At 48.8% G+C, this 24630-nt stretch carries 25 protein-coding genes; 10 read left to right on the top strand and 15 right to left on the bottom strand.

Annotated elements, in window-relative coordinates; all coding sequences use genetic code 11:
* Positions 1 to 26 precede the first annotated feature (26 nt).
* Complete coding sequence (locus IPF95_16270) at positions 27 to 716, top strand: DUF4294 domain-containing protein (GenBank protein ID MBK6476241.1); 690 nt, start codon at positions 27 to 29, stop codon at positions 714 to 716.
* Here the strand turns inward: IPF95_16270 and IPF95_16265 are convergent.
* Genes IPF95_16265 through IPF95_16235 form a run of 7 tightly spaced genes read right to left on the bottom strand, consistent with a single transcriptional unit; the run spans position 713 to position 6844 of the window.
* Positions 713 to 1438, bottom strand: a complete 726-nt coding sequence (locus IPF95_16265; protein MBK6476240.1) for an FkbM family methyltransferase — start codon at positions 1436 to 1438, stop codon at positions 713 to 715. The two genes, IPF95_16270 and IPF95_16265, sit on opposite strands and share 4 nt — an antisense overlap.
* The gene (locus tag IPF95_16260) at positions 1435 to 2028 is read right to left on the bottom strand and encodes a DUF4126 domain-containing protein (protein ID MBK6476239.1); all 594 of its coding nucleotides are present in this window, start codon (positions 2026 to 2028) and stop codon (positions 1435 to 1437) included. The genes IPF95_16265 and IPF95_16260 overlap by 4 nt, the downstream gene beginning before the upstream one ends.
* A 10-nt stretch (positions 2029 to 2038) precedes the next feature.
* Positions 2039 to 2560 (bottom strand): GNAT family N-acetyltransferase, encoded by a 522-nt coding sequence (locus tag IPF95_16255; GenBank protein ID MBK6476238.1) that lies wholly within the window; start codon positions 2558 to 2560, stop codon positions 2039 to 2041.
* Positions 2561 to 2572: 12 nt separating this feature from the next.
* Positions 2573 to 3457 carry a 3-hydroxybutyryl-CoA dehydrogenase gene (locus IPF95_16250; protein MBK6476237.1) on the bottom strand — a complete coding sequence of 295 codons (885 nt, stop codon included), beginning with the start codon at positions 3455 to 3457 and terminating at the stop codon, positions 2573 to 2575.
* Between the two features lie 60 nt (positions 3458 to 3517).
* Positions 3518 to 4930: a sugar transferase gene (locus IPF95_16245; protein ID MBK6476236.1), complete on the bottom strand. Its 1413-nt coding sequence runs from the start codon at positions 4928 to 4930 to the stop codon at positions 3518 to 3520.
* A 9-nt stretch (positions 4931 to 4939) separates the two neighbouring features.
* Positions 4940 to 5791, bottom strand: a complete 852-nt coding sequence (locus tag IPF95_16240; GenBank protein ID MBK6476235.1) for a hypothetical protein — start codon at positions 5789 to 5791, stop codon at positions 4940 to 4942.
* Between the two features lie 48 nt (positions 5792 to 5839).
* Positions 5840 to 6844, bottom strand: a complete 1005-nt coding sequence (locus IPF95_16235) for a Gfo/Idh/MocA family oxidoreductase (protein ID MBK6476234.1) — start codon at positions 6842 to 6844, stop codon at positions 5840 to 5842.
* A gap of 96 nt (positions 6845 to 6940) precedes the next feature.
* Here IPF95_16235 and IPF95_16230 point away from each other — a divergent pair, with 96 nt between their 5' ends.
* The 3 genes from IPF95_16230 to IPF95_16220 all read left to right on the top strand — a co-directional run bounded on the left by IPF95_16230 (position 6941) and on the right by IPF95_16220 (position 10492).
* Entirely contained in the window at positions 6941 to 7588 is a 648-nt protein-coding gene (locus IPF95_16230; GenBank protein ID MBK6476233.1) for a protein-L-isoaspartate(D-aspartate) O-methyltransferase, read from the top strand.
* 428 nt (positions 7589 to 8016) lie between these two features.
* Positions 8017 to 8868: a hypothetical protein gene (locus tag IPF95_16225; protein ID MBK6476232.1), complete on the top strand. Its 852-nt coding sequence runs from the start codon at positions 8017 to 8019 to the stop codon at positions 8866 to 8868.
* An 85-nt stretch (positions 8869 to 8953) separates the two neighbouring features.
* Positions 8954 to 10492 carry an NAD(P)H-hydrate dehydratase gene (locus tag IPF95_16220; GenBank protein ID MBK6476231.1) on the top strand — a complete coding sequence of 513 codons (1539 nt, stop codon included), beginning with the start codon at positions 8954 to 8956 and terminating at the stop codon, positions 10490 to 10492.
* 3 nt (positions 10493 to 10495) lie between these two features.
* Here the strand turns inward: IPF95_16220 and IPF95_16215 are convergent, their stop codons facing one another.
* Entirely contained in the window at positions 10496 to 11119 is a 624-nt protein-coding gene (locus IPF95_16215; GenBank protein ID MBK6476230.1) for a threonylcarbamoyl-AMP synthase, read from the bottom strand.
* Positions 11120 to 11187: 68 nt separating this feature from the next.
* Positions 11188 to 11844 carry a fructose-6-phosphate aldolase gene (gene fsa / locus IPF95_16210; GenBank protein MBK6476229.1) on the bottom strand — a complete coding sequence of 219 codons (657 nt, stop codon included), beginning with the start codon at positions 11842 to 11844 and terminating at the stop codon, positions 11188 to 11190.
* A 144-nt stretch (positions 11845 to 11988) separates the two neighbouring features.
* Between fsa and IPF95_16205 the strand changes: the two genes are divergently transcribed.
* The 6 genes from IPF95_16205 to IPF95_16180 are packed head-to-tail and all read left to right on the top strand — an operon-like array spanning position 11989 to position 17543.
* Positions 11989 to 12978, top strand: coding sequence for a toxin-antitoxin system YwqK family antitoxin (locus IPF95_16205; GenBank protein ID MBK6476228.1), 990 nt, complete (start codon positions 11989 to 11991; stop codon positions 12976 to 12978).
* Positions 12979 to 13008: 30 nt separating this feature from the next.
* Entirely contained in the window at positions 13009 to 14109 is a 1101-nt protein-coding gene (gene mnmA / locus IPF95_16200) for a tRNA 2-thiouridine(34) synthase MnmA (GenBank protein ID MBK6476227.1), read from the top strand.
* Between the two features lie 6 nt (positions 14110 to 14115).
* On the top strand, positions 14116 to 14823 hold the full coding sequence (locus IPF95_16195) for a hypothetical protein (GenBank protein ID MBK6476226.1): 708 nt from the start codon (positions 14116 to 14118) through the stop codon (positions 14821 to 14823).
* Positions 14810 to 16492 carry a S8 family peptidase gene (locus IPF95_16190; protein ID MBK6476225.1) on the top strand — a complete coding sequence of 561 codons (1683 nt, stop codon included), beginning with the start codon at positions 14810 to 14812 and terminating at the stop codon, positions 16490 to 16492. Before IPF95_16195 ends, IPF95_16190 begins: the two co-directional genes overlap by 14 nt.
* Complete coding sequence (locus IPF95_16185) at positions 16492 to 17064, top strand: leucyl/phenylalanyl-tRNA--protein transferase (protein MBK6476224.1); 573 nt, start codon at positions 16492 to 16494, stop codon at positions 17062 to 17064. The genes IPF95_16190 and IPF95_16185 overlap by 1 nt, the downstream gene beginning before the upstream one ends.
* Positions 17065 to 17120: 56 nt before the next feature.
* A complete protein-coding gene (locus tag IPF95_16180) occupies positions 17121 to 17543 on the top strand; it encodes a DUF2141 domain-containing protein (GenBank protein ID MBK6476223.1) in 423 nt (140 codons plus the stop codon).
* A gap of 23 nt (positions 17544 to 17566) precedes the next feature.
* Here IPF95_16180 and IPF95_16175 read toward each other — a convergent pair whose 3' ends face one another.
* From IPF95_16175 to IPF95_16150, 6 genes are all read right to left on the bottom strand, one after another.
* A complete protein-coding gene (locus tag IPF95_16175) occupies positions 17567 to 18217 on the bottom strand; it encodes a phosphatase (GenBank protein MBK6476222.1) in 651 nt (216 codons plus the stop codon).
* Positions 18218 to 18363: 146 nt separating this feature from the next.
* Positions 18364 to 19386 (bottom strand): CBS domain-containing protein, encoded by a 1023-nt coding sequence (locus IPF95_16170; protein ID MBK6476221.1) that lies wholly within the window; start codon positions 19384 to 19386, stop codon positions 18364 to 18366.
* Positions 19387 to 19486: 100 nt separating this feature from the next.
* Entirely contained in the window at positions 19487 to 20332 is an 846-nt protein-coding gene (gene kdsA / locus IPF95_16165; protein ID MBK6476220.1) for a 3-deoxy-8-phosphooctulonate synthase, read from the bottom strand.
* A gap of 54 nt (positions 20333 to 20386) precedes the next feature.
* A complete protein-coding gene (locus tag IPF95_16160; protein ID MBK6476219.1) occupies positions 20387 to 21007 on the bottom strand; it encodes a fumarylacetoacetate hydrolase family protein in 621 nt (206 codons plus the stop codon).
* A gap of 146 nt (positions 21008 to 21153) precedes the next feature.
* Positions 21154 to 22329, bottom strand: coding sequence for a T9SS type A sorting domain-containing protein (locus IPF95_16155; protein ID MBK6476218.1), 1176 nt, complete (start codon positions 22327 to 22329; stop codon positions 21154 to 21156).
* A 134-nt stretch (positions 22330 to 22463) separates the two neighbouring features.
* Positions 22464 to 24584 (bottom strand): hypothetical protein, encoded by a 2121-nt coding sequence (locus IPF95_16150; GenBank protein MBK6476217.1) that lies wholly within the window; start codon positions 24582 to 24584, stop codon positions 22464 to 22466.
* Between the last annotated feature and the right edge of the window lie 46 nt (positions 24585 to 24630).

The following is a 24630-nucleotide window of genomic DNA, read 5'->3' as shown; positions in this document are numbered from 1 at the left end:
ACTTCGGATCTGTTACGATGTACCCAATGCGTTCACTATTAGTGCTTTCGGCCTTGCTGGTTTGTCTTTTCGGCAGGGCACAGGAGCTTGATGGGGTTGTTTACCGTGGCATTGTTGAGAACGGTGATACCATGATGCAGGCCATATTACCACCGGTTCTGGTTGATGATGTGTGGATCCCCAAGAATAAGCGCGAAGAAGAAAAGTACGATAAGCTCATGCGGAATGTCCTCAAGGTCTATCCGTATGCTGAGGTTACAGGTAAGCTTATGAATGAATATGCCTTTGATATGGCACAGATCACCTCGGAAGGAGATCAGAAGCTTTATATCAAATTAGCCGAGATCGAACTCCGTGCGGAATTCGAGGAGGAACTGAAGGACCTGACCATGTCACAAGGGCGTGTATTGCTGAAGTTGATCGATCGTGAAACAGGTGAAACATCCTATGATCTTGTGAAAGAGCTGCGTGGTGACTTCCACGCATTCATTTGGCAAGGATTAGCGAAACTGTTCGGTCAGGATCTGAAAAGCACCTACGATATGGAAGGGGAGGATCGCTTCGTTGAACACATTGTTCAGCGTATTGAGCGAGGTGAATTGGCGGTGACCGATCGTGGACCTCGAACTGCAAAAGCGCAGGCACGATTGGTGCGGCGCAAAGCACGGCTTTATCGTAAGCATGGGTTACAACCGGAAGATCAATCGATGAACTAGCTGGCCCCAGAGTGCTGCCGCTCGTACAGCACGTCGTAGCATTTCCCACCTTCAGGACGCTCCGCAAAACAATTCCGGGCCACTTCCTTAAAGCCATGTTGGCCTAGGTATTCGGCTAGATCATTCAACGTGCAACAACCCGCGTAGACCTCAAAATCCGCCACTTCGGTCTTTATGTACCGGAACTGATCCAACGCTGATCCAGCTCCTTTCAATACGAGCAACTCGCTGCCTTGTGTATCCATGACCAACGTCCGGTACTGCGCAAGATCAATTGCATGCTCGGCCACAATACTGGAAAGCGTACGGCTCTTTAGTTCAATGGTACGTTCCATTTTTACATCCGGCCATATATCGCCATGTTCCTTGAAGTCGAAGATGGAGGACGATGCTCCGCCATTGTTAGCGATATGGAACGTATAATTCTTGTAATCCACATCGGTGAACAGGTATTTGAGTCCGGTCTGGTCGGGGTATTGTTTAAGGTTGTGAAGTAGTTTCTCAAAGACATCCGGTAGCGGTTCGATCCATAGAACCTTCATCCCTTGTTCGTGATAGATCTGTCGCTCTTGCCCTTCATTGGCTCCTACGTGCAACACACCATCGGTATGGCGCATGAATACATCCAACCCTATAAGCTCCTTCGAACGTTGCGCTTTCTTCCGCTTCACATTCCGCTTGATACGGCGAATGGGAATGGCTAGGTAGTCCTTAATGTTCATGGGGCTTGCGATCGACGTATTGTTCTCCGAGCCTTGGATAGTATGCGAACGGAAAGAAAGATCAAACCGAGTACGACCAAGATCGCCAATACAGGGATGAACCATGCCACCAAACTGAGAGTTATTGCACCAACGGTCTCTGCCGTACTGACCATATGATTTCCTAGACCTGCCGTGGTGGTCGTGCTTGCTACCCGTGTGGCTGCAGTGCCGGTGCTTATCAATCCGGCTATTCCCCCGCCTGCAATGAGCGCTAAGCCACAGGAAAAAAGCGATGGCATATCCATGAACGCGCTCATGGCTACCAGAGTTCCTGCTATGCTGCTCAAGGGAACGGCGATCACGTCCAATGCGTGATCAACAAAGGGAATGTAATAGGAGAGAAGCTCAACGCAGGTTGCAATGCCGAATGCGATCATCGCTGGCCAACTACCCATCCATGCGAAACTTTCATTCAGTCCAATTCCTGCAATGTTGAAATGAGAGAACAAGCTCGCAACTAACAAGGGTAGGAAAACGCGCAGTCCACAAGCTGCGGCCAAACCAATGCCGAGCATTATTGAGAATACTTCGGTTCCATATAGATCCATTGGTTGCTCGTTATACCGTGTTCAATTGGAGTTCCATTACATGATCATCCATCACGAAGCCTTCTCCTATATCCAACACCTCGTCACGCACTATGGTAAAGCCTGAACGAAGGTAAAATTCCTTGGCCGTATTGAATTTGTTCACATTCAGTTCAATTCGTTCATCACTGGCGATCTCGGCTGATCGGATCACTGCATCCAATAACTGCTTTCCCACGCCAGTGCCTTGGGTTTCGGGTAGCACGTAAAGTTTGTGCAACCTGGTTTTTCTGGTGCCCTTGTAATTATGTTCAACACTAGCGAATCCGAGAGGTCGTGCGCCTTCTTCGGATAGTAAGAATTGTTGACCTTGCTCGAATTGAAGTTGCAACACGCGCTCACTGTACATCAGATCCAACATATAGTGCAACTGACCCTTCGATAGGATCTTCGCGTAGGCAACTGGCCATGTGACCACCGCAATGTGCCGAATGACGCTAATATCACGTTGGGTACATATGCGAATTCGTCGTAATGGATCATCGGCGGACATCGCGTCCAACGATCAGCTGAATGCCGGAGCAACTACACTTTCCTTGCTTCCTGGGGTGTATGCGTAGAAGCCTTCACCGCTCTTGACTCCCAATTTTCCTGCGGTCACCATCTGAACGAGTAACGGGCACGGCGCATATTTCGGGTTCCCGAAGCCATCGTGCAGTACGCGTAAAATGGCCAAGCATGTATCAAGACCAATGAAATCAGCAAGTTGTAACGGACCCATGGGGTGGGCCATACCCAGTTTCATGACCGTATCGATCTCCGCGACACCACCAATACCTTGGAACAATGTTTCTATCGCCTCATTGATCATCGGCATTAGGATGCGGTTCGCGACGAAACCAGGTTGGTCATTTACCGCTACCGGAACTTTGCCGATCGCTTTGCTCAGCTCCAGGACCGTGGTGGTTACTGCTGCGGTGGTATCGTAGCCTTTTATTACTTCGACCAATTTCATTACCGGTACTGGATTCATGAAGTGCATACCGATCACATGCTGTGGCCTTTTGGTTACTGCAGCGATGCGTGTAATACTGATGGAGCTGGTATTGGTGGCGAGTATACAACCCTCTGGAGCATGGGCGTCCATGTCCTTGAAGATCCTCAGCTTCAATTCCACATTCTCGGTTGCGGCTTCGACGACAAGTTCCGCTTTTGACACGCCTTTGGCAAGGTCAATTGATGTCGTGATGTTCTTCAGGGTGGCAGCCTTCGCATCTTCCGTTAAACTGCCTTTGGCTAATTGGCGATCCAGATTCTTGCGTACGGTGACCAAGGCCTTGTCCAATGCCGCTTGTGCAACATCAATAAGTACTACTGAATGGCCGTTCTGTGCGAAAACATGTGCTATGCCATTGCCCATTTGGCCGGCACCGATAACTGAAATGTTCATAGATGGAAGTTGGTTGTGCCGCTAAAGTAGGGATCGTTGGGTCATTCGATCGACCAACAACTACTTGCCGTCACCTTTCAACACAATGAGCACCGTATAGGCAATGATCTTAAGATCAACCGCCAAGCTCATGTTCTCGATATAGAGAATATCATACTTCAAGCGGCGGACCATTTGGTCCACATTCTCGGCGTAACCGAACTTGACCTGTCCCCAGCTGGTTATTCCCGGACGCACTTTGTGCAAATGCTTGTAATGCGGCGCTTGTTCCGTGATCGCATCGATGAAATGTTGCCGCTCAGGGCGCGGGCCTACAAGGCTCATGTCTCCTTTCAGAACGTTCCAGAATTGTGGCAGTTCATCCATTCGGGTCTTCCGCATCCATCGGCCGAAGGGAGTAATGCGTGGATCAGTGACACTGCTGAGCTGTGGGCCGTTCTCCTCGGCATTGCTGATCATGCTCCGGAACTTGATGATCTTGAATGGGCGACCATATTTTCCGATCCGCTCCTGACTGAAGAACATGGGGCCACGTGAAGTGCTCCATACGGTAATTCCGATGATCAGATAGACCGGTGATAGAACTACCATTGCTATGGCGCTGGCGGCGATATCAATACTCCGTTTCAGCGAGAATTGCCATGCCGGCATGATCTCAGGATTCACCTCAATGAGCGGTGCCCCGAATATGCTTGTCATCTTGACCGATCCGGAGAGAATGTCATACATATCCGGAATAACCTTGATCCGTATATGGGTCCCATCCAGCTCATTCATGATCTTGCTGATGTGCGCGTGTTCCCCGCTGTCCACTGCAATAATGGCCTCCTCAACCGCGTGCTGATCGATCACTGTGCGCAACTCGTTCCATTTGCCTAAGCGTGGTAGACCTACTTCGGCTAATAATTGGTCTCCTCCATTCACGTTCACGAATCCAACGAATTTGTTGCCCGGTGACTTCGGCAGGCCCTCGATCTCATCATAGATCGCCATGGCCCTTTCATTGCCACCGATCAGTATGGTATTGAAGGCGATCTCTCTTCGGTGTACTTTACTTACCGTTGAACTGGTGAGTAGGAAACGCGGAATGAAGGTAAACGTGAAGTGGAGCAGGAACAAGGCAAGGAACGATCTGTAATAGAGTTTGTAACCGGCAACATCATCATCCAACAACAGAACGAAGAAGATCACGGTAACGCCGATGAAACTGATCAATAGGGTCTGACCAAGTTCTTTGGTCCTGAATCTCCGGAAGATCTCCCTGTAGCCTCCCACCACCGTATACAACCCGAACCAGAATAAGGGGATCAGTATAAGTCCCTTGAAATAGTTCTCGTCAAAAGTGATCTCTGAGTATGCGATCTGGACCGGCTCCAGATACATTTTTCGATACACGAAGAAGAGCGTCCATGCCAAGCCCGAACCGATGAGATCGGTCAATACGTACTTCGCAACTTGGAGCCTTCTGTTCATGATCCTTCGCTAGCGAACCAATTTGATATTATCCAGATACACCGTGCCGGACGTTTGGTCCGAGGGAATTGTTGCCTTGATATGAATGTCGCGCTGGGAAATTGAAGTATTAAAGGCTGCTGAGAGGTCGATGTAGATCTTTTTCCAGATCATGCCGGTGCCTTCTCTATCCGAACGGGTTACGCCCAGAATAAAACTGGATTGTGCAATACCGTCCAGAACGTAGAACATACCCACCTCCAGATTGACATTGCTCCGGTAGTTCATTTCAAGGAATGTTGCACCACCGGACGCGCTGAAATCCTGGTCCGAGTATATCGTGATCGTTGGATTCGACTGATCCAGTTCAAAGCCTCCGAACGAGGTGCCATCCACAGTGAGATCCGGGTATTCCGAAGCCGAATAGCGCAATAGGTGATCCAAACTATCGGCTACAAGGAATGAGAACCCAGCATCCTCGAATCCTTCGATCCAGAACGTGGCTTGTTCCGTATAATTCACCACTGGGGCGATCGTTGCAGTATTCGTTCTGACAAGTTCTGCCGTTCCTGTCCATGGCGTGTAGAATGGATAACGTATCCGCTCGTCATAGAACCCATTGCGTTTCACCCCAGCATCAACCCGCACGTTAACGCTTCCTTCTTTCAGCACCGGGATCCTCGCGGGTAATTCCCATGAACCCATGAACTCATCATTCACATAAACCCAAGTATCCGTAATGTTCTTGGTATTACTGCCCTGTAATCCTGAGGTGCTCAGGTCCACGCTGGGAACGATCAAATAGCTGGGCACCTTATCGCCCTTGGTGCAAGAACCAAGAAAAATAACGGCAATGAGGAGAGTGCCTAGAGTTCGGATCATGCGCGGGCGTGGTAGTAACGGTGGAATAATATGGATCAGTATGCGAGATCAAGCTTTTTGTACGGTCATGCCCTCCAGAACACGGTGAGCGATCTCCAACGCAGCGGCACCGTCTGCAGCTGGTACACGGGGCGTGGTGTTGCTTGAGATGCTCTGAGCGAAGGACCTCAACTCCTCTCTGATCGCATTTGTTACCGCTATCTCTGGTTTTTCGAAACTGATCTCCCGAACTCCTTTCCCTTCACCTAAGGCTACGGTGATCGCAAAGGGATCAGGCTCGCCTTTCACAACATTCATCCGCACGATCTCAGTTTCTTTGGTAAGCATATCCACACTTATGTATGCATCCCGTTGGAAAAAACGGCTTTTCCGCATGTTCTTCATGCTTATCCGGCTCGCCGTTAGATTGGCAACGCAACCATTCTTGAATTCGATCCGGGCATTTGCGATATCGGGTGTATCGCTCACAACAGCTACTCCGCTGGCATGTACCTGTTCAACATCACTTTTTACCACATGTAGAATGATGTCAATATCGTGGATCATCAGGTCCAATACCACACTTACATCGGTTCCTCGTGGATTGAACTGTGCCAATCGATGGGTCTCGATGAACATTGGGCTGGAAAAGAAGGGTAGGGCTGCCAAGAATGCCGGATTGAAACGCTCCACGTGACCAACTTGAACATGAAGTCCCGTTTTCATTGATCGCTCTACGATGGTTCGGGCCTCAACAACCGAATTCGCAACCGGCTTTTCGATGAACACATGCTTTCCTTTGGCCATTGCTTTCATCGCCAGATCAAAATGGGAAAGTGTGGGTGTAACCACGTCGACCACCTCTACTGCAGCATAAAGCTCATCGATGGAATCATAGACCGGCACCCCGAATTCTGCATGGATCGCTGCACATTTTTCAGGATGCGGGTCATAAAACCCGATCAGGTCCCATTCAGGGATCTCCTGAATTTGCTGAATATGGATACGACCAAGATGCCCGGCACCCAATACACCGATCTTCAATGATCTTTTCTGCTTCTCGTTCTCCTCCATGTGTACACTGTACAGGTCAACAAAATGGGCGGCAAAAGTAACGGTCCATTTCGGCAACGCTATTCTGCCGATTACTTTTGGACCGAGATGGCGCTTATGGAAGATGGATACAGGCACAAAGGCTTGCGGAATCAGTTGGTGGAAGAGCTGAGGAAGAAAGGAATAACGGATCCGAAGGTTTTGGAAGCCATAGGGGCCATCCCGCGGCACCAGTTCATAGATGATACCGCTTTTTTGCAGCAAGCCTATGCTGATATTGCCTTTCCCATTGGCTGTGGACAGACCATTTCACAACCTTATACCGTGGCATTCCAGACCGAACTACTTCAATTGAGACCTGGAATGAAGGTGCTTGAAGTAGGTACAGGAAGTGGTTATCAGTGTGCGGTGCTAGTGAAATTGGGCACACGTGTTTTCACGATCGAACGCCAGCGCCCTCTTTACCTGCGAACCAAGACCAAGCTTGCAGACATGCGGATACGTGCTGCTACCTATTACGGTGACGGATACGTTGGTCTGCCTAAAGAGGCTCCATTCGATAGGGTGATCGTTACGTGTGGTGCCCCTTATGTGCCGCCCGTTCTATTGGAACAACTGAAACCGGGTGGGAGAGCTGTTATACCCGTGGGAGAAGGAGATCTCCAGGTAATGACCGTTGTCGAGAAACAATTGGACGGAACGGTTACCTCTACATCTCATGGCGATTTCCGATTCGTTCCAATGCTCGAGCAAAAGACGGGGTAGGTCCAAGCGATGCTCATGCGTGTGAGCAAGGGATATTCCATGGGGTTTCTATGATCCCCGCATTATTCATCAACAATTGTCGATCCCAGTATATGCCGTGCGCATATAGCGTAGATCAGCCTACAGTGTAACCTTTCATATGATGCATACGTTCAAGCCCATCGCACATGGAAAGCACGACGTTCACTAATACTGATAACTATCAGCATAGTTGATCAGCGAACTTTTCTACATTCGCCCCGGATCCAGTAAAAAACGCAATCGTGAACAAACTTCCGATCGAAATGAATGATATCAAGGTTCTTAACAAAAAGCTGTTAGGATCATTAACTATTGTTCATTACTTTTGGCCCGCTTCTGCGGTACGTTTGGCCGCTGGATCACTCCACTAACCACACAAAAAGCACGTAAACCAAAAAACGTTCGACATGAAAAAGATCGTACTCTTCGCCGCAGCGCTAGTAGCATGCTCGGCTACATTCGCCCAAACGGGTGAGATCACCAGCAATCGCGGTGAAAACTGGCTATCTCAGGATGGCGATTGGGGATTGACCTTTGATGCAAATCCTCTTCTCAACTACGCTGGTAACCTATTCAATGGTCACTCAGAAAATAACATCGGTGGTGGTCTTACATGGGCTAATTCCAACTTCGCTATTCAAGGTAAGAAATTGGTAGATGCCAACACGGCTTACCGCGGTAAGATCCGTATTGGATTCGGAAGCACCAAGAACACAGTTCTTGTTGACGATGCAACCAGCACTTCAAATCCAGTAGCTAAGGTGGAAGACACACAGAAGAACGGATACTTCGCTCTTAATTTGGGCGCAGGTCTTGAGAAGCGTGTCGGCAGCACCCGCGTTGTAGGTGTTTACGGTGCTATGTTCAACATTGGACTTACAAGCAGCAAGAGTAAATACGAGTATGGTAATGCATTGACCGTTACGAACCAGACCCCAACTAACTCATTCGGTCAAGGTGAAGGTGTAACTGAAGCAAAGAACGGATCAACATTTGGTCTAGGTCTTAGTGCATTCGCTGGTATCGAGTGGTTCTGCGCTCCTAAGATCTCATTGAGCGGTGAATACGGTTGGGGCTTTATGCTTGCAACCACCGGATTCGGAGAGACCACAACTGATTCATGGGACGCTGCAGCATCAAATGGTGCTGGTGCAGTTGTTTCAACCACAGTTGAAGGCCCATCTGGTAAGCAGAGTGCATTCAGCTTGGACAATAGCGTTACTGGCGCTACTATCGGTGTGAATTTCTACTTCCAATAAGGAATAGTTAAGTGATCTTGAAAGGCCTCCGGAAACGGGGGCCTTTCTTTTTTGGGTATCTCTTCCTTCAATAGTACATTCGGTCATGATCCCCGTGTTAATTCCAAAAGACGTTAAAGAAGCCGACCAGCGTACATTGAAGGCAGAAGGTATTTCTTCCCTTCAGCTGATGGAACGCGCCGCTAAGCGATGTACCGAACGCATCCTAGAACTTGTGAGGGCGGATGCATTTGGACTTAATGAGGTCAGTTTCGTTGTTTTTGTTGGAATGGGCAATAACGGCGGTGATGGACTTGCTATTGCCAGATTACTTCAAAAGGCGGAAATGGAAGTCCGTGTGTTACGTGTGCTTCATACCACGAAGGCATCTGCTGATCACTTGGCGAATCTTGAGGTCCTGAAACTCACCGACATTCCTGTAGTCGAAGTTGAACTTGGATCAGTGCTATTCGAGATCGCTGAGAACGAGGTTGTTATTGATGCACTATTGGGTATCGGTGCATCCGGGCCACTAAATGAACTGATCAAGGATTGTGTTAAGGTCATCAATAATGCAGGCAATCCGGTAATTGCGATCGATGTGCCAACGGGGCTGGATGCAACAGGTTCCACGTTGCAGGACCCGGAACATATTATCCGTGCTCGATGGACCCTGACCATTGGCGTTCCTAAAATGGCTTTGTTCCTGGCTGATAGGGCGCCGTTCGTTGGTCATTGGCAATTGGTCCCTATTGAATTGGATCTTGATGGGATCAATAAAGAGGATACGTTCGCCTATGTTGTTGAGCAACATGATGTGGCTGACAGCTTGAGACCCAAACCTCTTTTCGGACATAAGGGCACCTTTGGGCATGCTCTGGTGATCGCCGGCTCTACCGGCAAGATGGGTGCAGCCGTGTTAGCCACCAACGCGGCATTGAGAAGTGGCGCTGGGCTGGTAACTGCCCATGTACCTGCAGATGGCATATCGATCCTGCAAACACTGGCGCCTGAAGCAATGTGCTCTATAGAGCCATCTAGTAGCAGTGTCACTCGATTACCCGAGCTTTCTGTTTTTACGAGCATCGGTGTAGGACCAGGACTTGGATCAGAACCCGATACTAAACTGATGCTCAAACGATTGATCCAGGACGCCAACTGCCCTATGGTCTTTGATGCGGATGCGTTGAATATCTTAGCTGAAGAGCCGACTTGGATCGCATTCTTACCTCCGGACAGCATCCTCACTCCACATCCAAAGGAGTTTGATCGCCTCGTGCATACACAACCTTCATCAAGCTTGGAACGACTTGAGCTGGCACGGGAATTTGCCGTTAAGAACCGGTGTGTTCTGGTGCTCAAAGGTGCTTGGACTGCGATATGTTCACCTCAGTGCCACGTGCGCTTCAATCCAACAGGGAACCCAGGCATGGCCAAAGGGGGGAGCGGTGATGCACTTACCGGGCTGATCACGGGTCTATTAGCGCAAGGGTATTCGTCGGATAGAGCTGCAATGCTCGGAGTGTATCTCCACGGAATGGCGGGTGACCTAGCTGCAAGCACGATCGGAATGGATGGCATGACGGCAATGGATACAGTGAATGCGATCCCTGCTGCTTGGAGATCACTGCGCGGCGAGGTGTAATGTTCAGAACAGTCCGTCAATAGGCCCCTTCCCTTCACGAAGCACTACCGGATTCCGGTCGTCGCTCAGGTCGATCACCGTTGAACCTTCCAATCCGCAGAGACCACCGTCGATCACGGCTTGAACTTGGTGCCCCACTTGTTCATCGATCAACTCAGGATCCGTGGTGTATTCAAGGATCTCATCTTGCCCATGCACGGAAGCTACCACTAACGCATGTCCCAAGGCTTCAACAAGCGCGATCGGGATCGGGTGGTTCGGGACACGGATACCGATCGTGCGTTTGTTGTTCTTGAATAATTTAGGGATGTCCGTGTTTGCCGGTAGAATGAACGTATACGGTCCGGGCAGAACGCTTTTCATGGTTCGGAATGCCGGAGTACCCACCTGTCGCGTGTAAGCGCTTAACTGGCTCAGGTCCTTGCAGATCAGTGAAAGGTCCGCTTTCTGGGGTTTTACGCCCTTGAGCCAAGCCACACGCTCAATAGCTCTGGGTTGGTGTGCACTACAAACGAACGCATACACGGTATCCGTAGGACAAACAACCACTGCGCCATCATTCAACAGATCAATGACCTGCGCGATCTTCCGAGGCTCAGGGTTTTCGGGATGAATACGGATCAACACTTTCCAGCAATTTCGAATTAGCGAACTGTCCTATTATTTCAAGCTTAGGCTCGAAAGCAGTTCCACGATCACCCTTGTGCCTTCTTATGATCAGCCAAGAACTTCTCCAGACCGATCGTGGTCAATGGATGATCGAATAGTGCCGTTATAGCACTTAGCGGGCACGTGGCTACATCGGCACCAACTTCTGCACATTGGATAATATGCATAGGGTGGCGGATGCTAGCGGCCAGGATCTCGGTGGCATAACCGTAATTATCATAGATCACGCGGATCTGTTCGATCAGACCAACCCCATCCGTACTAACATCATCCAACCGACCAATGAACGGCGATACGTACGTGGCTCCGGCCTTTGCGGCCAATAATGCCTGCCCAGCACTGAATACCAGCGTGCAGTTGGTCTTGATCCCTTTTCCTGTGAAGAATTTGATCGCTTTTACACCATCCCGGGTCATTGGAAGTTTTACAACGATCTGGGGGTGCAATGCTGCTAGATTCTCGCCTTCGCGCACCATGCCATCATAGTCCGTTGCGATCACTTCCGCACTCACATCGCCTTCCACGATATTGCAGATGTTCACATAATGTTTCATCACAGCATCCGTTCCACTGATGCCTTCTTTGGCCATAAGCGAAGGGTTCGTGGTCACACCATCCAAAACACCAAGGTCCTGTGCCTCTTTGATCTGCGCCAAACTGGCTGTGTCGATGAAGAATTTCATAGGGTAGGGTACGTTTTAAGGGGTGCGAAGGTAGTTAAGGTGGTCCAAGATTATTCGGACACCATTTGTATTAACGTGCATGGTACATGCTTTGTGTACTCATCCCGAATTATCCATGCGACAGCCCGTACTTTTGCGATCCCGATGATAAGACCATTCATTCTTCTCGTTTCCGTTCTGGCTTTTTGTGCTACTACAGTTGTGGCCCAGAACGTCACTGATGCAAAAGGCCGCAAACAGGGTCCATGGAGCAAGAAATGGGATAGCGGAGCAGTGCGTTATACCGGTCAGTTCAAGGACGATATGCCGGTAGGAGAATTCAAACACTTCGATGAGGACGCGGTGTTGACCACCGTGCAGATCCATGCTGGAGATGGCCATGTGAGCCGAGCCGAGCATTTCAGAATGGAAGGCACCTTAATGGCCAAAGGAAAGTACGTGGACCAGAAGAAAGACAGTACTTGGAATTATTACGGTTTTGAAGGTGGTCTGAATCGAATTGAAAGGTATAGGAATGGCGTGCTGGAAGGGGAACAGGTCACCTATTATCCGGAAGGATCCGTCGCGGAGAAGCAACTCTTCGTGAAAGGTGTTCAACATGGTGAGACCAAGAGTTGGTTCGAGAACGGCAAACTGAAGTCAGAAGCGATCTATATGAATGGTGAACCGGAAGGGAAAATGGTCTTCTACTTTGCAAAAGGCCCGAAAGAGATCGAAGGCCAAATGGTCAATGGTAGCCGTGATGGACAGTGGATCTATTTCAACGAGGATGGTTCAATTCAGTTGGTGGTGCTCTACGCGAAGGGAAACCTCGTGAAAGAACGTAAAGAGAATGGCACATTCCGCGACTATTACGACGACGAGCAGCTGAAGAGTGAAGTGATCTACAAGAAAGGATTACGCGAAGGGCCGTTTACCGAATATTACGATAATGGTAGGTGGGAAATGAAAACGATGCCAGCAGATGAGGTCCGTGGTACCCCCTCTGAGATGGAACGTACCTTAGTTGGCCAATCCAAAAAGCGAACAGGAGCTTACTTGAACGATCTATTGGAAGGCGAGGTGAAGGAGTACGATGAGAAAGGGAAGTTGGTGAAGACTACGCAGTATATTGGTGGTGAAGAGGTTAAGTAGGATCATTATTTCGGTATTCCCTTTCGGGATATGAGTAAGAACGGACGTATATTAGTGGCCATGAGCGGCGGGGTGGATAGCTCCGTTACAGCGCTCATGTTGCATGATCAAGGGTACGAGGTCATTGGTGTTACCATGAAGACCTGGGACTATGCCGATACTTCCGGAGGTAAACGGATCACCGGATGCTGCGACCTGGATAGTATCAACGATGCCCGGAACATGGCGGTTAGTCGCGGCTTTCATCATATGATCATCGATATCCGGGAGGAATTCGGTGATGCCATCATTGGAAACTTCACCAGTGAGTACTTGGCCGGACGAACGCCGAATCCCTGCGTTTTGTGCAATACCTTCATCAAGTGGGATGCGTTATTGAAACGGGCCGATATGATGGATTGTGAGCTGATCGCCACCGGACATTACGCGAACGTGCGGCAACTGGAGGATGGAGGGAGATGGGTTGTTTCCCTTGGATTGGACCCCGGCAAGGACCAGAGTTACGTGCTATGGGGGCTGGAGCAAGAGAACCTGGCCCGCACGCGCTTCCCGATCGGTAAATTCCACAAAAGCGATATTCGTAAAATGGCCTTGGATAGCGGATTTCCCGAACTGGCCTCAAAAGGGGATAGCTACGAGATCTGCTTCATTCCTGATAATGATTACAGAGGATTCCTGAAACGGAAAGAACCTGAGACTACAGCCAAGTTGGCACATGGAAAGTTGGTTAGCGTAGGTGGTACGGAACTAGGCGAACACGATGGTTACCCGTTTTTTACGATAGGACAGCGCAAAGGATTGGGAATTGCAACGGGTGAACCACTCTACGTTACGGAGATAAAGCCGGAAACGAATACCGTTGTGCTTGGCCGGAAGGAGGATCTGGACAGACAGAGCATGTGGGTGCGCCGCCCGAACTTCCAGAAAATTGATGCGTTGAACGGGGATATTGAAGCAGTGACCAAAGTCCGATACAAGGACAAAGGCACACCAAGTACCCTTAAAATGGACGGTGAACGTGTTAAAATTGAGTTCCATGCTCCCGTGAGAGGCATCGCACCGGGGCAGAGTGCCGTCTTCTATGATGGGGACGATGTGATAGGAGGTGGATTCATTGACCGTGAAAATTAAGCGAGCATGAAGAAGACCGGCTATTTTGCACTTGTAACGTTCGCATTGGTGATCGCTTTCAGTGCGTGTAAAAAGGAGGATCCGCCGATCGTGGATCTCGGCTACGGCTATTTCCCTGTAAAAGTGGGATCTTGGATCGAGTATCAGGTTGATAGCATGTGGAGGAATGATAATGCTGTACCGGAGCCGCTATGGGACAGTTTGAGTTATCGCATGCTGGAGCGGGTCATAGAGGAATACACCGATGACGAAGGACGTCCGGCACACCGGATCCATCGATTCATAAAGAACGACCAGGATGAATGGGTGATCCGTGATGTATGGACAGGAACCCATAATTCGTCTGCAGCTGAACGTACAGAAGAGAATGAACGCCGCTTGAAGCTGTCATTCCCAACGCGCAATAACCGCTCGTGGGACATGAATGTGTACAACACCGACGAAGAGCTTGAAGTGAATTACAAGGAAGTGGATACGCCCTACGCATTGAACGGAATGGCCTTCGATAGTACGCTCGTAGTAAGGAACAAGGTCGGTCCCAATGCGGTAAACAAACGTAATTTCGATGAACGCTACGTGAAGAACATCGGTATGGTCCAGAAGTACTGGGAAGAATCCAATACACAAACAACATATCCAATTGGGCTGCCACCACAGGTTCGCGTAGAAGGCTTTCGGTTGGATATGGAAATGGTAGCCTATGGACAAGATTGATCATACCACTATTGGAAGGGTCGTTTCCGCTATTGCGCTTTTTTTGATCCTAGTGAGTGGATCGGCACAAACGGAACCTACCGTGTTCTGGATCCAGTTCACGGATAAGGATGCAACGCCATATTCCATAACACAACCCGAAGTATTTCTATCGGCCCGTGCCATTCAACGCCGCGTGAACCAAGGCGTTGTTATTACTGAACAGGATCTGCCGGTAGATCCGGTGTACATCGCTACGGTACTTGCACAAGGCGATATTGAATTGCTCAACCGCAGTAAATGGTTCAATGCCATAACTATTCGAACCACCGATCAGAATGCGCTCAATGCAGTTCTAGCGCTTCCTTTCGTACAAGCCTATGAAGCCACTAAAGCGCTGATCGGATCTCCTGTTGATGATAAATTCAGGGTGCCAACTACGGTTCTAAGCATAGAAAGAGGAGGTGATCAAGCGGATTATGGTCCATCGTGGACGCAGATCAGCATGATGAACGGACAGGCCTTGCATCTTATTGAAGCCAAGGGTCAAGGTATGTTGATCGGTGTGTTGGATTCAGGATTCGATCAAGCGGATAGCCTCCCGGCGTTCCAGGATCTTTTTGCACGGAACGGAGTGATCATGACCCGCGATATGGTGGATCACGATGGCGATGTCTACAATGATCACTGGCATGGACGGTCGGTGTTGAGCTGCATGGTCGGTCACCTACCGGAGCAGCTGAAAGGGACCGCGCCTGAAGCGGATTACGTCCTGATACGAACGGAGGATGTGGACAGTGAGGCACGCGTGGAAGAGGATAATTGGATCGCCGGCGTGGAACTTGCCGATAGCATGGGGTGTGATGTGATCAATACGTCCTTGGGCTATACCACCTTCGATGATAGTTTGACCAACCACACCTATGCTGAATTGGATGGGATGACAATCCGCATCAGCATCGCTGCAGGCATCGCTTCACAACTCGGAATGATCCCAGTACAAAGCGCCGGTAATTCTGGTCAAAGTGACTGGTACTACATCAGTGCGCCAGCAGATGCGATCGATATCCTAACAGTTGGTGCGGTTGGCGATGTAGGTAACAGCGCCCCCTTCAGTTCGCGAGGCCCTAGCGCAGATGGTCGCGTAAAGCCTGATGTCTGCGCAATGGGCTGGGGTGCGATCGGCTTGCGGTACGAAGGCGATAGCATTGCACCGATCAACGGTACTTCATTCTCTTCTCCGATACTTGCTGGGCTGGTCGCTTGTCTGTGGCAATTGCACCCAGAGCGCACCGGCCATGATATTATGGATGCCGTCAGAAGGAGTGCTTCTCTGTTCATGGATCCCAACGATTCATTAGGGTACGGCATTCCGAACTTTGGTTCAGCCCACGATCATTTGTCCATGACAACGCAGATCATCGAGAATGGTTCCTCTTCATTTGGAGCATTTCCCATGCCTTTCAATGATCGACTGACCATCCAACTGACCGATGCACCACAAGGTCCTGTTCAAGTTCATCTGTTCGATGCTACCGGCCGAATGGCCTGGAGCGCGATCGTGCCGTTTGCTGGCGGTAAGGCGTTACTGAATTTTGGCGGGACGACTTCGCTTGGAGAAGGTGCATACGTTCTGCGGATCATTTCCAACGATCAGGTAGTGTCGCGGGTGGTCGTTGTTGCGCGATAATGCCTAGTGAGCACGGGCCGCTTACTTCCGATACCCTTTTGTCCGCCTACATCCGTGGTATTTTTCCGATGGCGCACCACGATGGTGAATTGTATTGGCATGACCCTGACCCGCGAGCCATTTTTGTGTTGAATGAATTGATCCCCAACTCGCGCACACAACGGTTCTTTCGCAATAAAGGGTACGGTACCACGGTCAACACGCGTTTCGAGCAGGTGATCCGCGCGTGTGCGAACCGCGAAGAATGTTGGCTCACGGAGGAGATGATCGCGGCGTACATCGACCTGCACAAGAAAGGCTTTGCACTCAGTGTGGAGACCTGGGAAATGGGCGAATTGATAGGAGGTATCTACGGTGTTAATATCGGTAATGCCTTTTTTGGGGAAAGTATGTTCAGCCGTAAACCCAACGCTAGCAAAGCGGCATTCTATCGACTCGCTGAGTTCTTGCGTTCCGAGAACTACACGCTATTCGATACGCAATACATGAATGACCATACGAGAATGCTCGGTGCCATTGAGATACCGCGTGCTGACTTTCGGGTATTGCTGAGTGAGGCATTGCCTGCTTAGCCGAGTATTGGAACCAAAGCTGCATCTTCGGCATGTCTTATGCAAGGGATGACGTCATGAAACGGATCACAGCGCTCAGTGCCATTCTATTCTGCTCGAGTTTTCTATTCGCACAGACCACGTTGACGATCGAAGTGCAGGTCAAAGATATAGTTGCAGGAGGTGTGATACGCGCCGCATTGTGTGCAAATGAGGCTGCTTTCACTACCGAAAAAGGCTGTGCGTTCAAAGCTGTGAAAGTCGATGGTAAGTCAATTTCACTGACCTACTCAGGTCTTGCGAATGGTACGTATGCCCTGAAATTATTTCAAGACGTTGATAGTGATGAGAAGCTTGGAACAAACGCCTTAGGCATCCCTAACGAGCCTTTCGGATTCAGTAATAACGCAATGGGACATTTCGGTCCACCAAGTTTCGAGCAGGCCGCTTTTAAAGTCGGGAGCGAGCCAATTACCATAAAGGTGAAATTGAAAGGTTGACGTACACTATTCTTCAGCCAACACTATGCATTCCGCACCACCTTCGGCACTAGCGCTTGACGTTCCGATAAGTACTGCTGGTATTCGGAAGTAAATCCGACACGGTTATCCAATACCGCCTTGCCATTTCCCAACAGATCGATCAGTATGTCAGTTGCTTCGCGTAATCCATTCTCGCCGCCACTATTTCCGGTAACGACGTCCACTTCGCCTCGTGCGATCACCTGATCCACGAGCCAAGCGGTAGGCGAGCTGCCGATCATGATCCGAACCCCGCAGATCGCGGCCAAGGAAAGGTCCAGCACATCGTCAAAAACAAAAGCGACCTCATCAGCCTTCAGCGCGTGTTCGGCAAGGAAGACATTGAACGCATCCGGTTTATGGCTGAAGCCCATGTATACGCCATGCATGCGTTCGCGCTGCGCGAAGCTTTCTGCATAGTGGTTCTGCTTGCCGGTGATCACCGCTGCTTTGGGCAGTTCACCATACTTCAGCCATAACGCAAAGCGTAACAAATTCACGCCCATGCTGCCCACTTCGCTGAACGGGCTGCCTCCAGCCTCGTCCTTGAACCCATCATTGAAAACCCCGTCCCAATCGAAGATCACGGCCTTAATGCCGTTCATCCGCGTCTCAAGCTCTTTCTTGGGCGTCTTATAGCGTGTTTCGGGCATGGCCGTTTATTGCGGTAACTTCTTTATTCGCCGAAAATCACGGTCGTAGGGTCTTCGGTCAAATGCACTGTATTGGGCGAAAGATCTTTCGCCCCTAAATGTGCATCTATCATGGTTCGGTACTCTCTCTTGCTTTCTCTCCAGAACTATCCTGCGATCGCCTTCAACAGATCCTGAATATCGAGCATACCCAACTGCTTGCCGTTCTCGCTTACGCTTAATGTATCCACTTTGTGATCCTTGAATGCTTTCTGTGCTTCATCCAAAAGCGACTCCGGGCTTATGGTGTATGGCGCATTGAATTTCAGGGTGTTCAGCTTTTTAGCGAGGAATTTATTGCCATCCTTCTCAAGCCCACGACGAAGACCGCCATCCGTGAATACACCGATGTTCTTGCCCTTGCCATCTACCACCATAACGGCACCGTAACCATGCTTGGTCATCGTGACCAACGCATCACTTACGGTAACTCCGTCCTTTACGATCGGATTGTTGCGTGGCAGAATGTCCTTCACCTTCATGGTGATCAGGCGGGTGTGCTCGTAGAATTGTTGTGTGCCGATCGTGGTGAAGTGGTTGTCGGTCAATTGTTTCATCAACTTCCAAGGCACGGTGATGGTATGTACACCCAGTTCCACGGCGTTGCGAACATGCTCTACGGTACGCACGCTGCTGAACATGATCTTAGTGTCATAACCGTAATAGTTCACTGCCCGAACACATTGCTCAACGAGTGCCAGCGCATCATGGCCCTGATCCTGTAAACGACCGACCAACGGGCACACATAGGTAGCACCAGCTTGCATGGCCATGTAGGCCTGTTGCAACGTGTACACCAAATGCACATTCACCATAATGCCTTCGTCGCGGAGCATTTTGCAAGCACGCAATCCTTCCAAGCTAACCGGGATCTTGAAGACCGTGGTGCTCTTTTTCAAGCCCATCTTCAACTGACGCTTCGCTTCCTTTACAACTTCTTCAGCGGTTTCGCCAAGGGCCTCTACCTGAAGAATAGGCACTTTTTTGGCAAGGTCCAGGATCATCTTATCGATGTCCGTTACACCGCCACGGTGCATGAATGTTGGTGTGGTGGTAAGACCCGTCACAAAGCCGAGTTTGAAGGCGTCGTCGATCTCTTTTATGTCTGCACTGTCTAAGTAAAGTTCCATGGTTGGTGTGAGGTAGTGAAAGGGACGTGTTTCGTTGGTCAGTCATCCTGTAGAGTCGACCCAATGGGTCGACGGTACTAGGATTCCGCCGTAGTTTCGGTTAAATGGTTACAGGTTGTTGACGGTATTTCACCTCAACGGCGTGTAGGTCGATCAAAGGTTTCATGAATTCTTCCAGATCGTACACGCAGAGCTGACTTGCTGCGTCGCATAAGGCTTTGCTTGGATCTGGGTGCGTTTCGATGAACACACCATCGATGCCAGCAGCAACTCCTGCACGTGCAATGGTGGGCATTACTTCGCGGTTACCGCCGCGTGGATCCGCACTTGGAATACCGTACTTGCGGATGCTATGGGTGATGTCGAAAATGATCGGGTAGCCGGTCTGGCGCAAATGGTAGAATGCCCGTGGATCCACCACCAGATCATTGTAGCCGAAGGTGTACCCCCGTTCCGTTAGGATGATCTCGCTATTGCCCACACTCTCGCATTTTTGCGCTGGCTTGATCATGTTCTCCGGCGCAAGGAACTGTCCATGTTTCAGATTGATCACAGCACCGGTCTTGGCAGCTTCGGTCACCAAGGTGGTCTGCATGCAGAGATAGGCCGGTATCTGCAGCACATCGCAAACTTCCGCTGCTGGCTTGGCCTGAGAAGGGTAGTGGATGTCCGTAAGAATGGGAAACCCGAAATCATTCTTGATCCGCTGCAAAAGCTTCAATCCCTCATCCAATCCAGGACCTTGGTAGAAATCCACGCTGCTGCGGTTGTCTTTTGTAAAGCTGCTTTTGTAGATCACCGGCACCTTTATCCGTTCGCTTACTTCTTTCAGCTTTTCAGCGGTGCGGAGCATCACATCCTCGGTCTCTATCACACATGGACCACTGACCAAAAAGAGCTGGTCGCTACCACATTTGATGTTGCCTACGTTAACGATCTTGGTCATTGAGTTGGTTCATTCCCCGGAGTATGCTCCGGGATTTAGGGCTGCAAAGGTACCCTACATTGCCAATGCTTTCACTTTCACCTTTTCCACCTTCAGGTCGAAGAGCAATTCGCCCAGTAAATAGCCCTCCAATTGATCTCCGTCCTCAATAACACCAACACCGGAAGGGGTTCCGGTGAAGATCAGGTCTCCGGTTTCCAAGAGCATGTATTTCTCCACATTGGAGATCAGAGCGTCGATCGGGAAGATCATTTCCCCGTTGTGGCCGCTTTGCACCACTTTACCGTTTCGCTTCAACATGAAGTCGATGTGGTGGCCTTTCGGATACGAATCCAACGCAGTGAATTCACTGGCTACGTAAGCTGAGCCATCGAAGCTCTTTGCCTTTTCCCAAGGCAGACCAGCTTCCTTCAATTGCCTTTGCAAGGTGCGCGCGGTAAGATCCAACCCAATGGTGACCTTATCGGCAACGGCTTTGCCATTCTTGCGGATGATCGAATAGACAAGCTCGATCTCATGATGGATATCATCACTGAAAGTTGGCAATGTTATCGGTCCGTAGGGTGGGATCAACGCACTTTCCGGCTTGAGGAATACTACGGGTTCAGCCGGTAGGTCATTGCCAAGTTCCTTGATGTGTTCGCCGTAGTTCCGGCCAATGTGGATCAGTTTCATGGTGCTCGATCGGGTTGTGTTCCGAAAGATATGCATGCAACGCGATCGACCAAACGGTGATCTACTAACAGTGATCCTAAGCTGCAGCCACTAAGCGTTAGCGTAGTTCAATTCTAACATGAATGCGAGGTGATATTTCTACCCAACTAGCGAACGATCTTGATGATCTTGTTGTACAGGATCTTCGCGTTCTTTTCATACCGAAGGAAGTAAGTTCCGGTGGGATAGCTGGTCATATCAACTTCATCAATGGTACTGGTGATCTTGCGTTGATCAACTTGCTGACCGACCAGGTTGAACATGGTGAGTATGCCATCCGTGTACTGATTGGGTATACGCAGATCGAACTTATCAATTACCGGATTCGGATAGACGCCTAACTCGTTGGTAGCACTTAAGTCCGTTAAGCCAACAGTAAGGCACTGTTGCGAATAACTCACTCTGGTAGAACTCACTAAAGAGTCGTTGAAAACTGCAAAGGAATTCAGGTTTCCCCTCAACGTATAATCCAACCAAAGGCCCAAAAGATCACTCGTAACCGCTTGTTGTTGAGTTCTGGTAAGGCTGCCACTTCCGCCACAGAATGTTTCACCTAACCCGCAAAATGTATTGCTGTTCGCAAAGTTGCAGTGACCACCATTGATCAAATTGACCTGCGTCTTGCAACTAGAACTTAGGCTGTCATACATAATGTCCTGATGGACGTTAGCTGGAGCAACACAATCAGATGTAGCTGAGAATATGAGTGAAGGAACTGTAATGTTCCTTGCGGCCATAATTGCAGATGGATTGGTTTCCGCAGCCGCAAAATTCACCAAAGCAGTAATGTTCGGATTATTCTCCGCCGCTAAGAACGAAGCTCCACCACCCATTGAATGACCCATTAGGGCTGTTTCGGGAGCTAAAGAATTGAAGAAGATCGAATTGTTGTCCTGGGCTTCGAGCTGCATCTGAGCAGCTATGAATCGAATGTCCAGACCGAACTGCCCGTGATCCGGTGAAAAACTCGTTTCCGTATTCGGAAAGCAGATCACATAGCCTTTCGGCACCAGATCGTTCCAAACGTTAGCGTAAGAATCCCAGCCCATTACAAATCCATGGCCATAGACCAGCACGGGAAAATTCCCAACGGAAACAGGCACATCGTTGCCAGCAACATCGGCTGGGTAATAGATCTCGGTCGCAACGTTGCGATCTCGATCACTATCATAGAACTCAACGCTCTTGTGGCCTACGCTGAAAGGTTGCGCAACAACCGTTGCTGAAATAAGGATCAGTCCTGCGAGAGCAACTGAGTTTTTTACTTGTGGATCGATCTGCATTTTTGTTTGGATCAAATGACCTCTTGTCAAGCGCCTATTTATAAATACGTCCTTGATCTATTCAAAATCAGTTTGATCTTATTTTTATGGACTGAACACCTTTATTTCGAAAATTGTCCTGATGGATCGACACATTAGTACTTTACAAATTTTTCTGGCGCCAATGACCAATTTTCAAATTGAATGAAATAGTAACCACATTGTAATTCTGAAACGCCAATACTACCAAAATGATCTTGGATGGTGCCACTATCAGCAACATTTCCCAATAGATCAATAATTTGATAATTTCCAATTATCGTAGAGTGGTGAGAACGCAGTTCAATGGCAGATGTAGCAGGGTTTGGATATAATGAGATAAGCTCTTTATTCCTGTCAATTTCATCTATTCCTATTGTGCTTTCTGTGTTCACTATCTTCCAAGATGAATTTGTGCTGATACCACACATGTACCAGAGTGCATTATTAAAAACGGTAGTAGATTGTGCATGCCTATTGCCTTCTGGCCAATTACCAGTTGTACTTTTTAATTCATGCCAACTAATTCCATCGGATGAATACCATACATCATTCATTTCAGTTCCCGTTGCCATTCCTGCCATCAACCATATTTTATTATCGAACCAGGCAACAGTATGCCAGTACCTGCCTGCCCATGGTGCCGATCCATTTACAAGTGTCCAGTTAGTTCCATCGCCTGTTTTCCAAACTTCATTGAATGATCTCCGAGTTCCATCATTGCTTCCGCCAAGCATCCAGATCTGTCCTGAGCTATCAACGCATGAATTAAGCTGCATACCACGCCCATTCCAAGGAGCATTTGGCAACTGAACCCAATCGATCCCATCGTTGCTTTGCCAAACATCATTCAAAGGAAGGCCGCTGCACTCTTCCCCGCCAAATAAATATAGCGAGTTGTTCGCATATGCATAGTTCGGATTATTCCGCTTTACATAGCCTGGAATGGTATCTTCAAGTTGTATCCAATTAATACCATCAGCACTTTGCCAAACATCAGTAAGGCACCCTGATTGAGGATCACCTCCTACAACCCACATTGAACTATCGTTATTAAGCCAACCGCCAGCATGCCTTGCAGGCCAAGGTGCAAGGGTTTCAAAATTCCAGTTGGCACCATCGGCTGAACTCCATACCTCACTATGGGTATAATTGGGCGGATGGTATGGTGGATCCCAACCACCCAATAGCCACATCTTGTTCTTGAAATTCAACAAACCTGCACCATCTTTTGAATTGAACGGCAGTGAATTGGCTACTTCTACCCAATCATATTCACTGATAATGAATGATCCTGTAGTTAATTGTTTACTTGTATCAGCCACATCTCTAACACGCACTTCCACACTTGTACCAACTGAATATGGTAAACTCATATAGAACGCATTTTCGTAAGCCATGTGAGAATGTGGTAAATAGGATTGCCATGCACCGTTATTAATTTGGTAATCAACATTTATTGAATCACTGACCTGTGTTGTATCATATTGCCAATACACAAGTGGAGCAGAGCCTTGTACATATGCATCAGTTGACCTAGGAGAGATAAAGTGGAAGGGGCTATTTTCAAACCATAGCAGATCAATTTCTGCCTGATCCATTCCACGATCATAAAAACGTAAGTCATCTATCGCACCTTTGAAACGATGGGGAGAGGAACTGAAGATCAATTCTGTAAGTTCACCTAGCGATCCGCCGTACAAATTGTCTATACTGAAAATATACTCTTCATGATCTCTGAATATTTTAAGTGTGTCTGCATTTCTAGTAATAACAAAATGACACCATTCACCTTTCGTAAAATTGCCGGGCACTCCTTCACCGACTGCATTTGGATCGTTACCTGATCCGTTCCAATAAACAAAAGTCTGATACCAGGTCTGCGTCAGGTATTCGAGGTAATAGGCATTATGGCTGTTCAGCTGAATTTCAAAATTATCGGTGGTATCATTCGGAGATTGTTTAGATGAAAATAAATTCATGATGTCGGATGAATTGGTTTTATACCAGAATGAAATAGTAAAATCTCCTAGAATAGGAGCAAACTCTGATACGGGAATGGCTAATGAATCAGTAATGCCATCAAGCAGAAATGCATTATTAGCTAAACCAAAACGATCGATAGTGTATGTGCCGCTTGCTGCAGTTATATTATTTGAATTTCCAGAAGCATCAATTAGGGATCCATTGAAATCATAGTATCCTATAAGGCTGTCGATCGGGATTTGCGCATACAAAGTAATTTTGCAGATGCATATACATAGAACAACTAGAGATCTCAAA

It is taken from the genome of Flavobacteriales bacterium (genome assembly GCA_016704485.1).
In the GTDB taxonomy this organism is placed as follows: Bacteria; Bacteroidota; Bacteroidia; order Flavobacteriales_F; family PHOS-HE28; genus PHOS-HE28.
Note: the sequence above shows the minus strand (reverse complement) of the source record. Positions and strands in the feature narration are given on the sequence as shown.

What these genes read in the sequence shown, in the direction of transcription:
- mnmA (MBK6476227.1), top strand. Translation starts at nt 13,009, where the DNA reads ATGAGTAAGAACGGACGTATATTAGTGGCCATGAGCGGCGGGGTGGAT.
- IPF95_16240 (MBK6476235.1), bottom strand. Translation starts at nt 5,791, where the DNA reads ATGATCCGAACTCTAGGCACTCTCCTCATTGCCGTTATTTTTCTTGGT.
- IPF95_16265 (MBK6476240.1), bottom strand. Translation starts at nt 1,438, where the DNA reads ATGAACATTAAGGACTACCTAGCCATTCCCATTCGCCGTATCAAGCGG.
- IPF95_16185 (MBK6476224.1), top strand. Translation starts at nt 16,492, where the DNA reads ATGCCTAGTGAGCACGGGCCGCTTACTTCCGATACCCTTTTGTCCGCC.
- IPF95_16175 (MBK6476222.1), bottom strand. Translation starts at nt 18,217, where the DNA reads ATGCCCGAAACACGCTATAAGACGCCCAAGAAAGAGCTTGAGACGCGG.
- kdsA (MBK6476220.1), bottom strand. Translation starts at nt 20,332, where the DNA reads ATGACCAAGATCGTTAACGTAGGCAACATCAAATGTGGTAGCGACCAG.
- IPF95_16245 (MBK6476236.1), bottom strand. Translation starts at nt 4,930, where the DNA reads ATGAACAGAAGGCTCCAAGTTGCGAAGTACGTATTGACCGATCTCATC.
- IPF95_16190 (MBK6476225.1), top strand. Translation starts at nt 14,810, where the DNA reads ATGGACAAGATTGATCATACCACTATTGGAAGGGTCGTTTCCGCTATT.
- IPF95_16260 (MBK6476239.1), bottom strand. Translation starts at nt 2,028, where the DNA reads ATGGATCTATATGGAACCGAAGTATTCTCAATAATGCTCGGCATTGGT.
- IPF95_16230 (MBK6476233.1), top strand. Translation starts at nt 6,941, where the DNA reads ATGGAAGATGGATACAGGCACAAAGGCTTGCGGAATCAGTTGGTGGAA.
- IPF95_16155 (MBK6476218.1), bottom strand. Translation starts at nt 22,329, where the DNA reads ATGCAGATCGATCCACAAGTAAAAAACTCAGTTGCTCTCGCAGGACTG.
- IPF95_16250 (MBK6476237.1), bottom strand. Translation starts at nt 3,457, where the DNA reads ATGAACATTTCAGTTATCGGTGCCGGCCAAATGGGCAATGGCATAGCA.
- IPF95_16225 (MBK6476232.1), top strand. Translation starts at nt 8,017, where the DNA reads ATGAAAAAGATCGTACTCTTCGCCGCAGCGCTAGTAGCATGCTCGGCT.
- IPF95_16255 (MBK6476238.1), bottom strand. Translation starts at nt 2,560, where the DNA reads ATGTCCGCCGATGATCCATTACGACGAATTCGCATATGTACCCAACGT.
- IPF95_16205 (MBK6476228.1), top strand. Translation starts at nt 11,989, where the DNA reads ATGATAAGACCATTCATTCTTCTCGTTTCCGTTCTGGCTTTTTGTGCT.
- IPF95_16235 (MBK6476234.1), bottom strand. Translation starts at nt 6,844, where the DNA reads ATGGAGGAGAACGAGAAGCAGAAAAGATCATTGAAGATCGGTGTATTG.
- IPF95_16195 (MBK6476226.1), top strand. Translation starts at nt 14,116, where the DNA reads ATGAAGAAGACCGGCTATTTTGCACTTGTAACGTTCGCATTGGTGATC.
- IPF95_16160 (MBK6476219.1), bottom strand. Translation starts at nt 21,007, where the DNA reads ATGAAACTGATCCACATTGGCCGGAACTACGGCGAACACATCAAGGAA.
- IPF95_16170 (MBK6476221.1), bottom strand. Translation starts at nt 19,386, where the DNA reads ATGGAACTTTACTTAGACAGTGCAGACATAAAAGAGATCGACGACGCC.
- IPF95_16220 (MBK6476231.1), top strand. Translation starts at nt 8,954, where the DNA reads ATGATCCCCGTGTTAATTCCAAAAGACGTTAAAGAAGCCGACCAGCGT.
- fsa (MBK6476229.1), bottom strand. Translation starts at nt 11,844, where the DNA reads ATGAAATTCTTCATCGACACAGCCAGTTTGGCGCAGATCAAAGAGGCA.
- IPF95_16180 (MBK6476223.1), top strand. Translation starts at nt 17,121, where the DNA reads ATGAAACGGATCACAGCGCTCAGTGCCATTCTATTCTGCTCGAGTTTT.
- IPF95_16270 (MBK6476241.1), top strand. Translation starts at nt 27, where the DNA reads ATGCGTTCACTATTAGTGCTTTCGGCCTTGCTGGTTTGTCTTTTCGGC.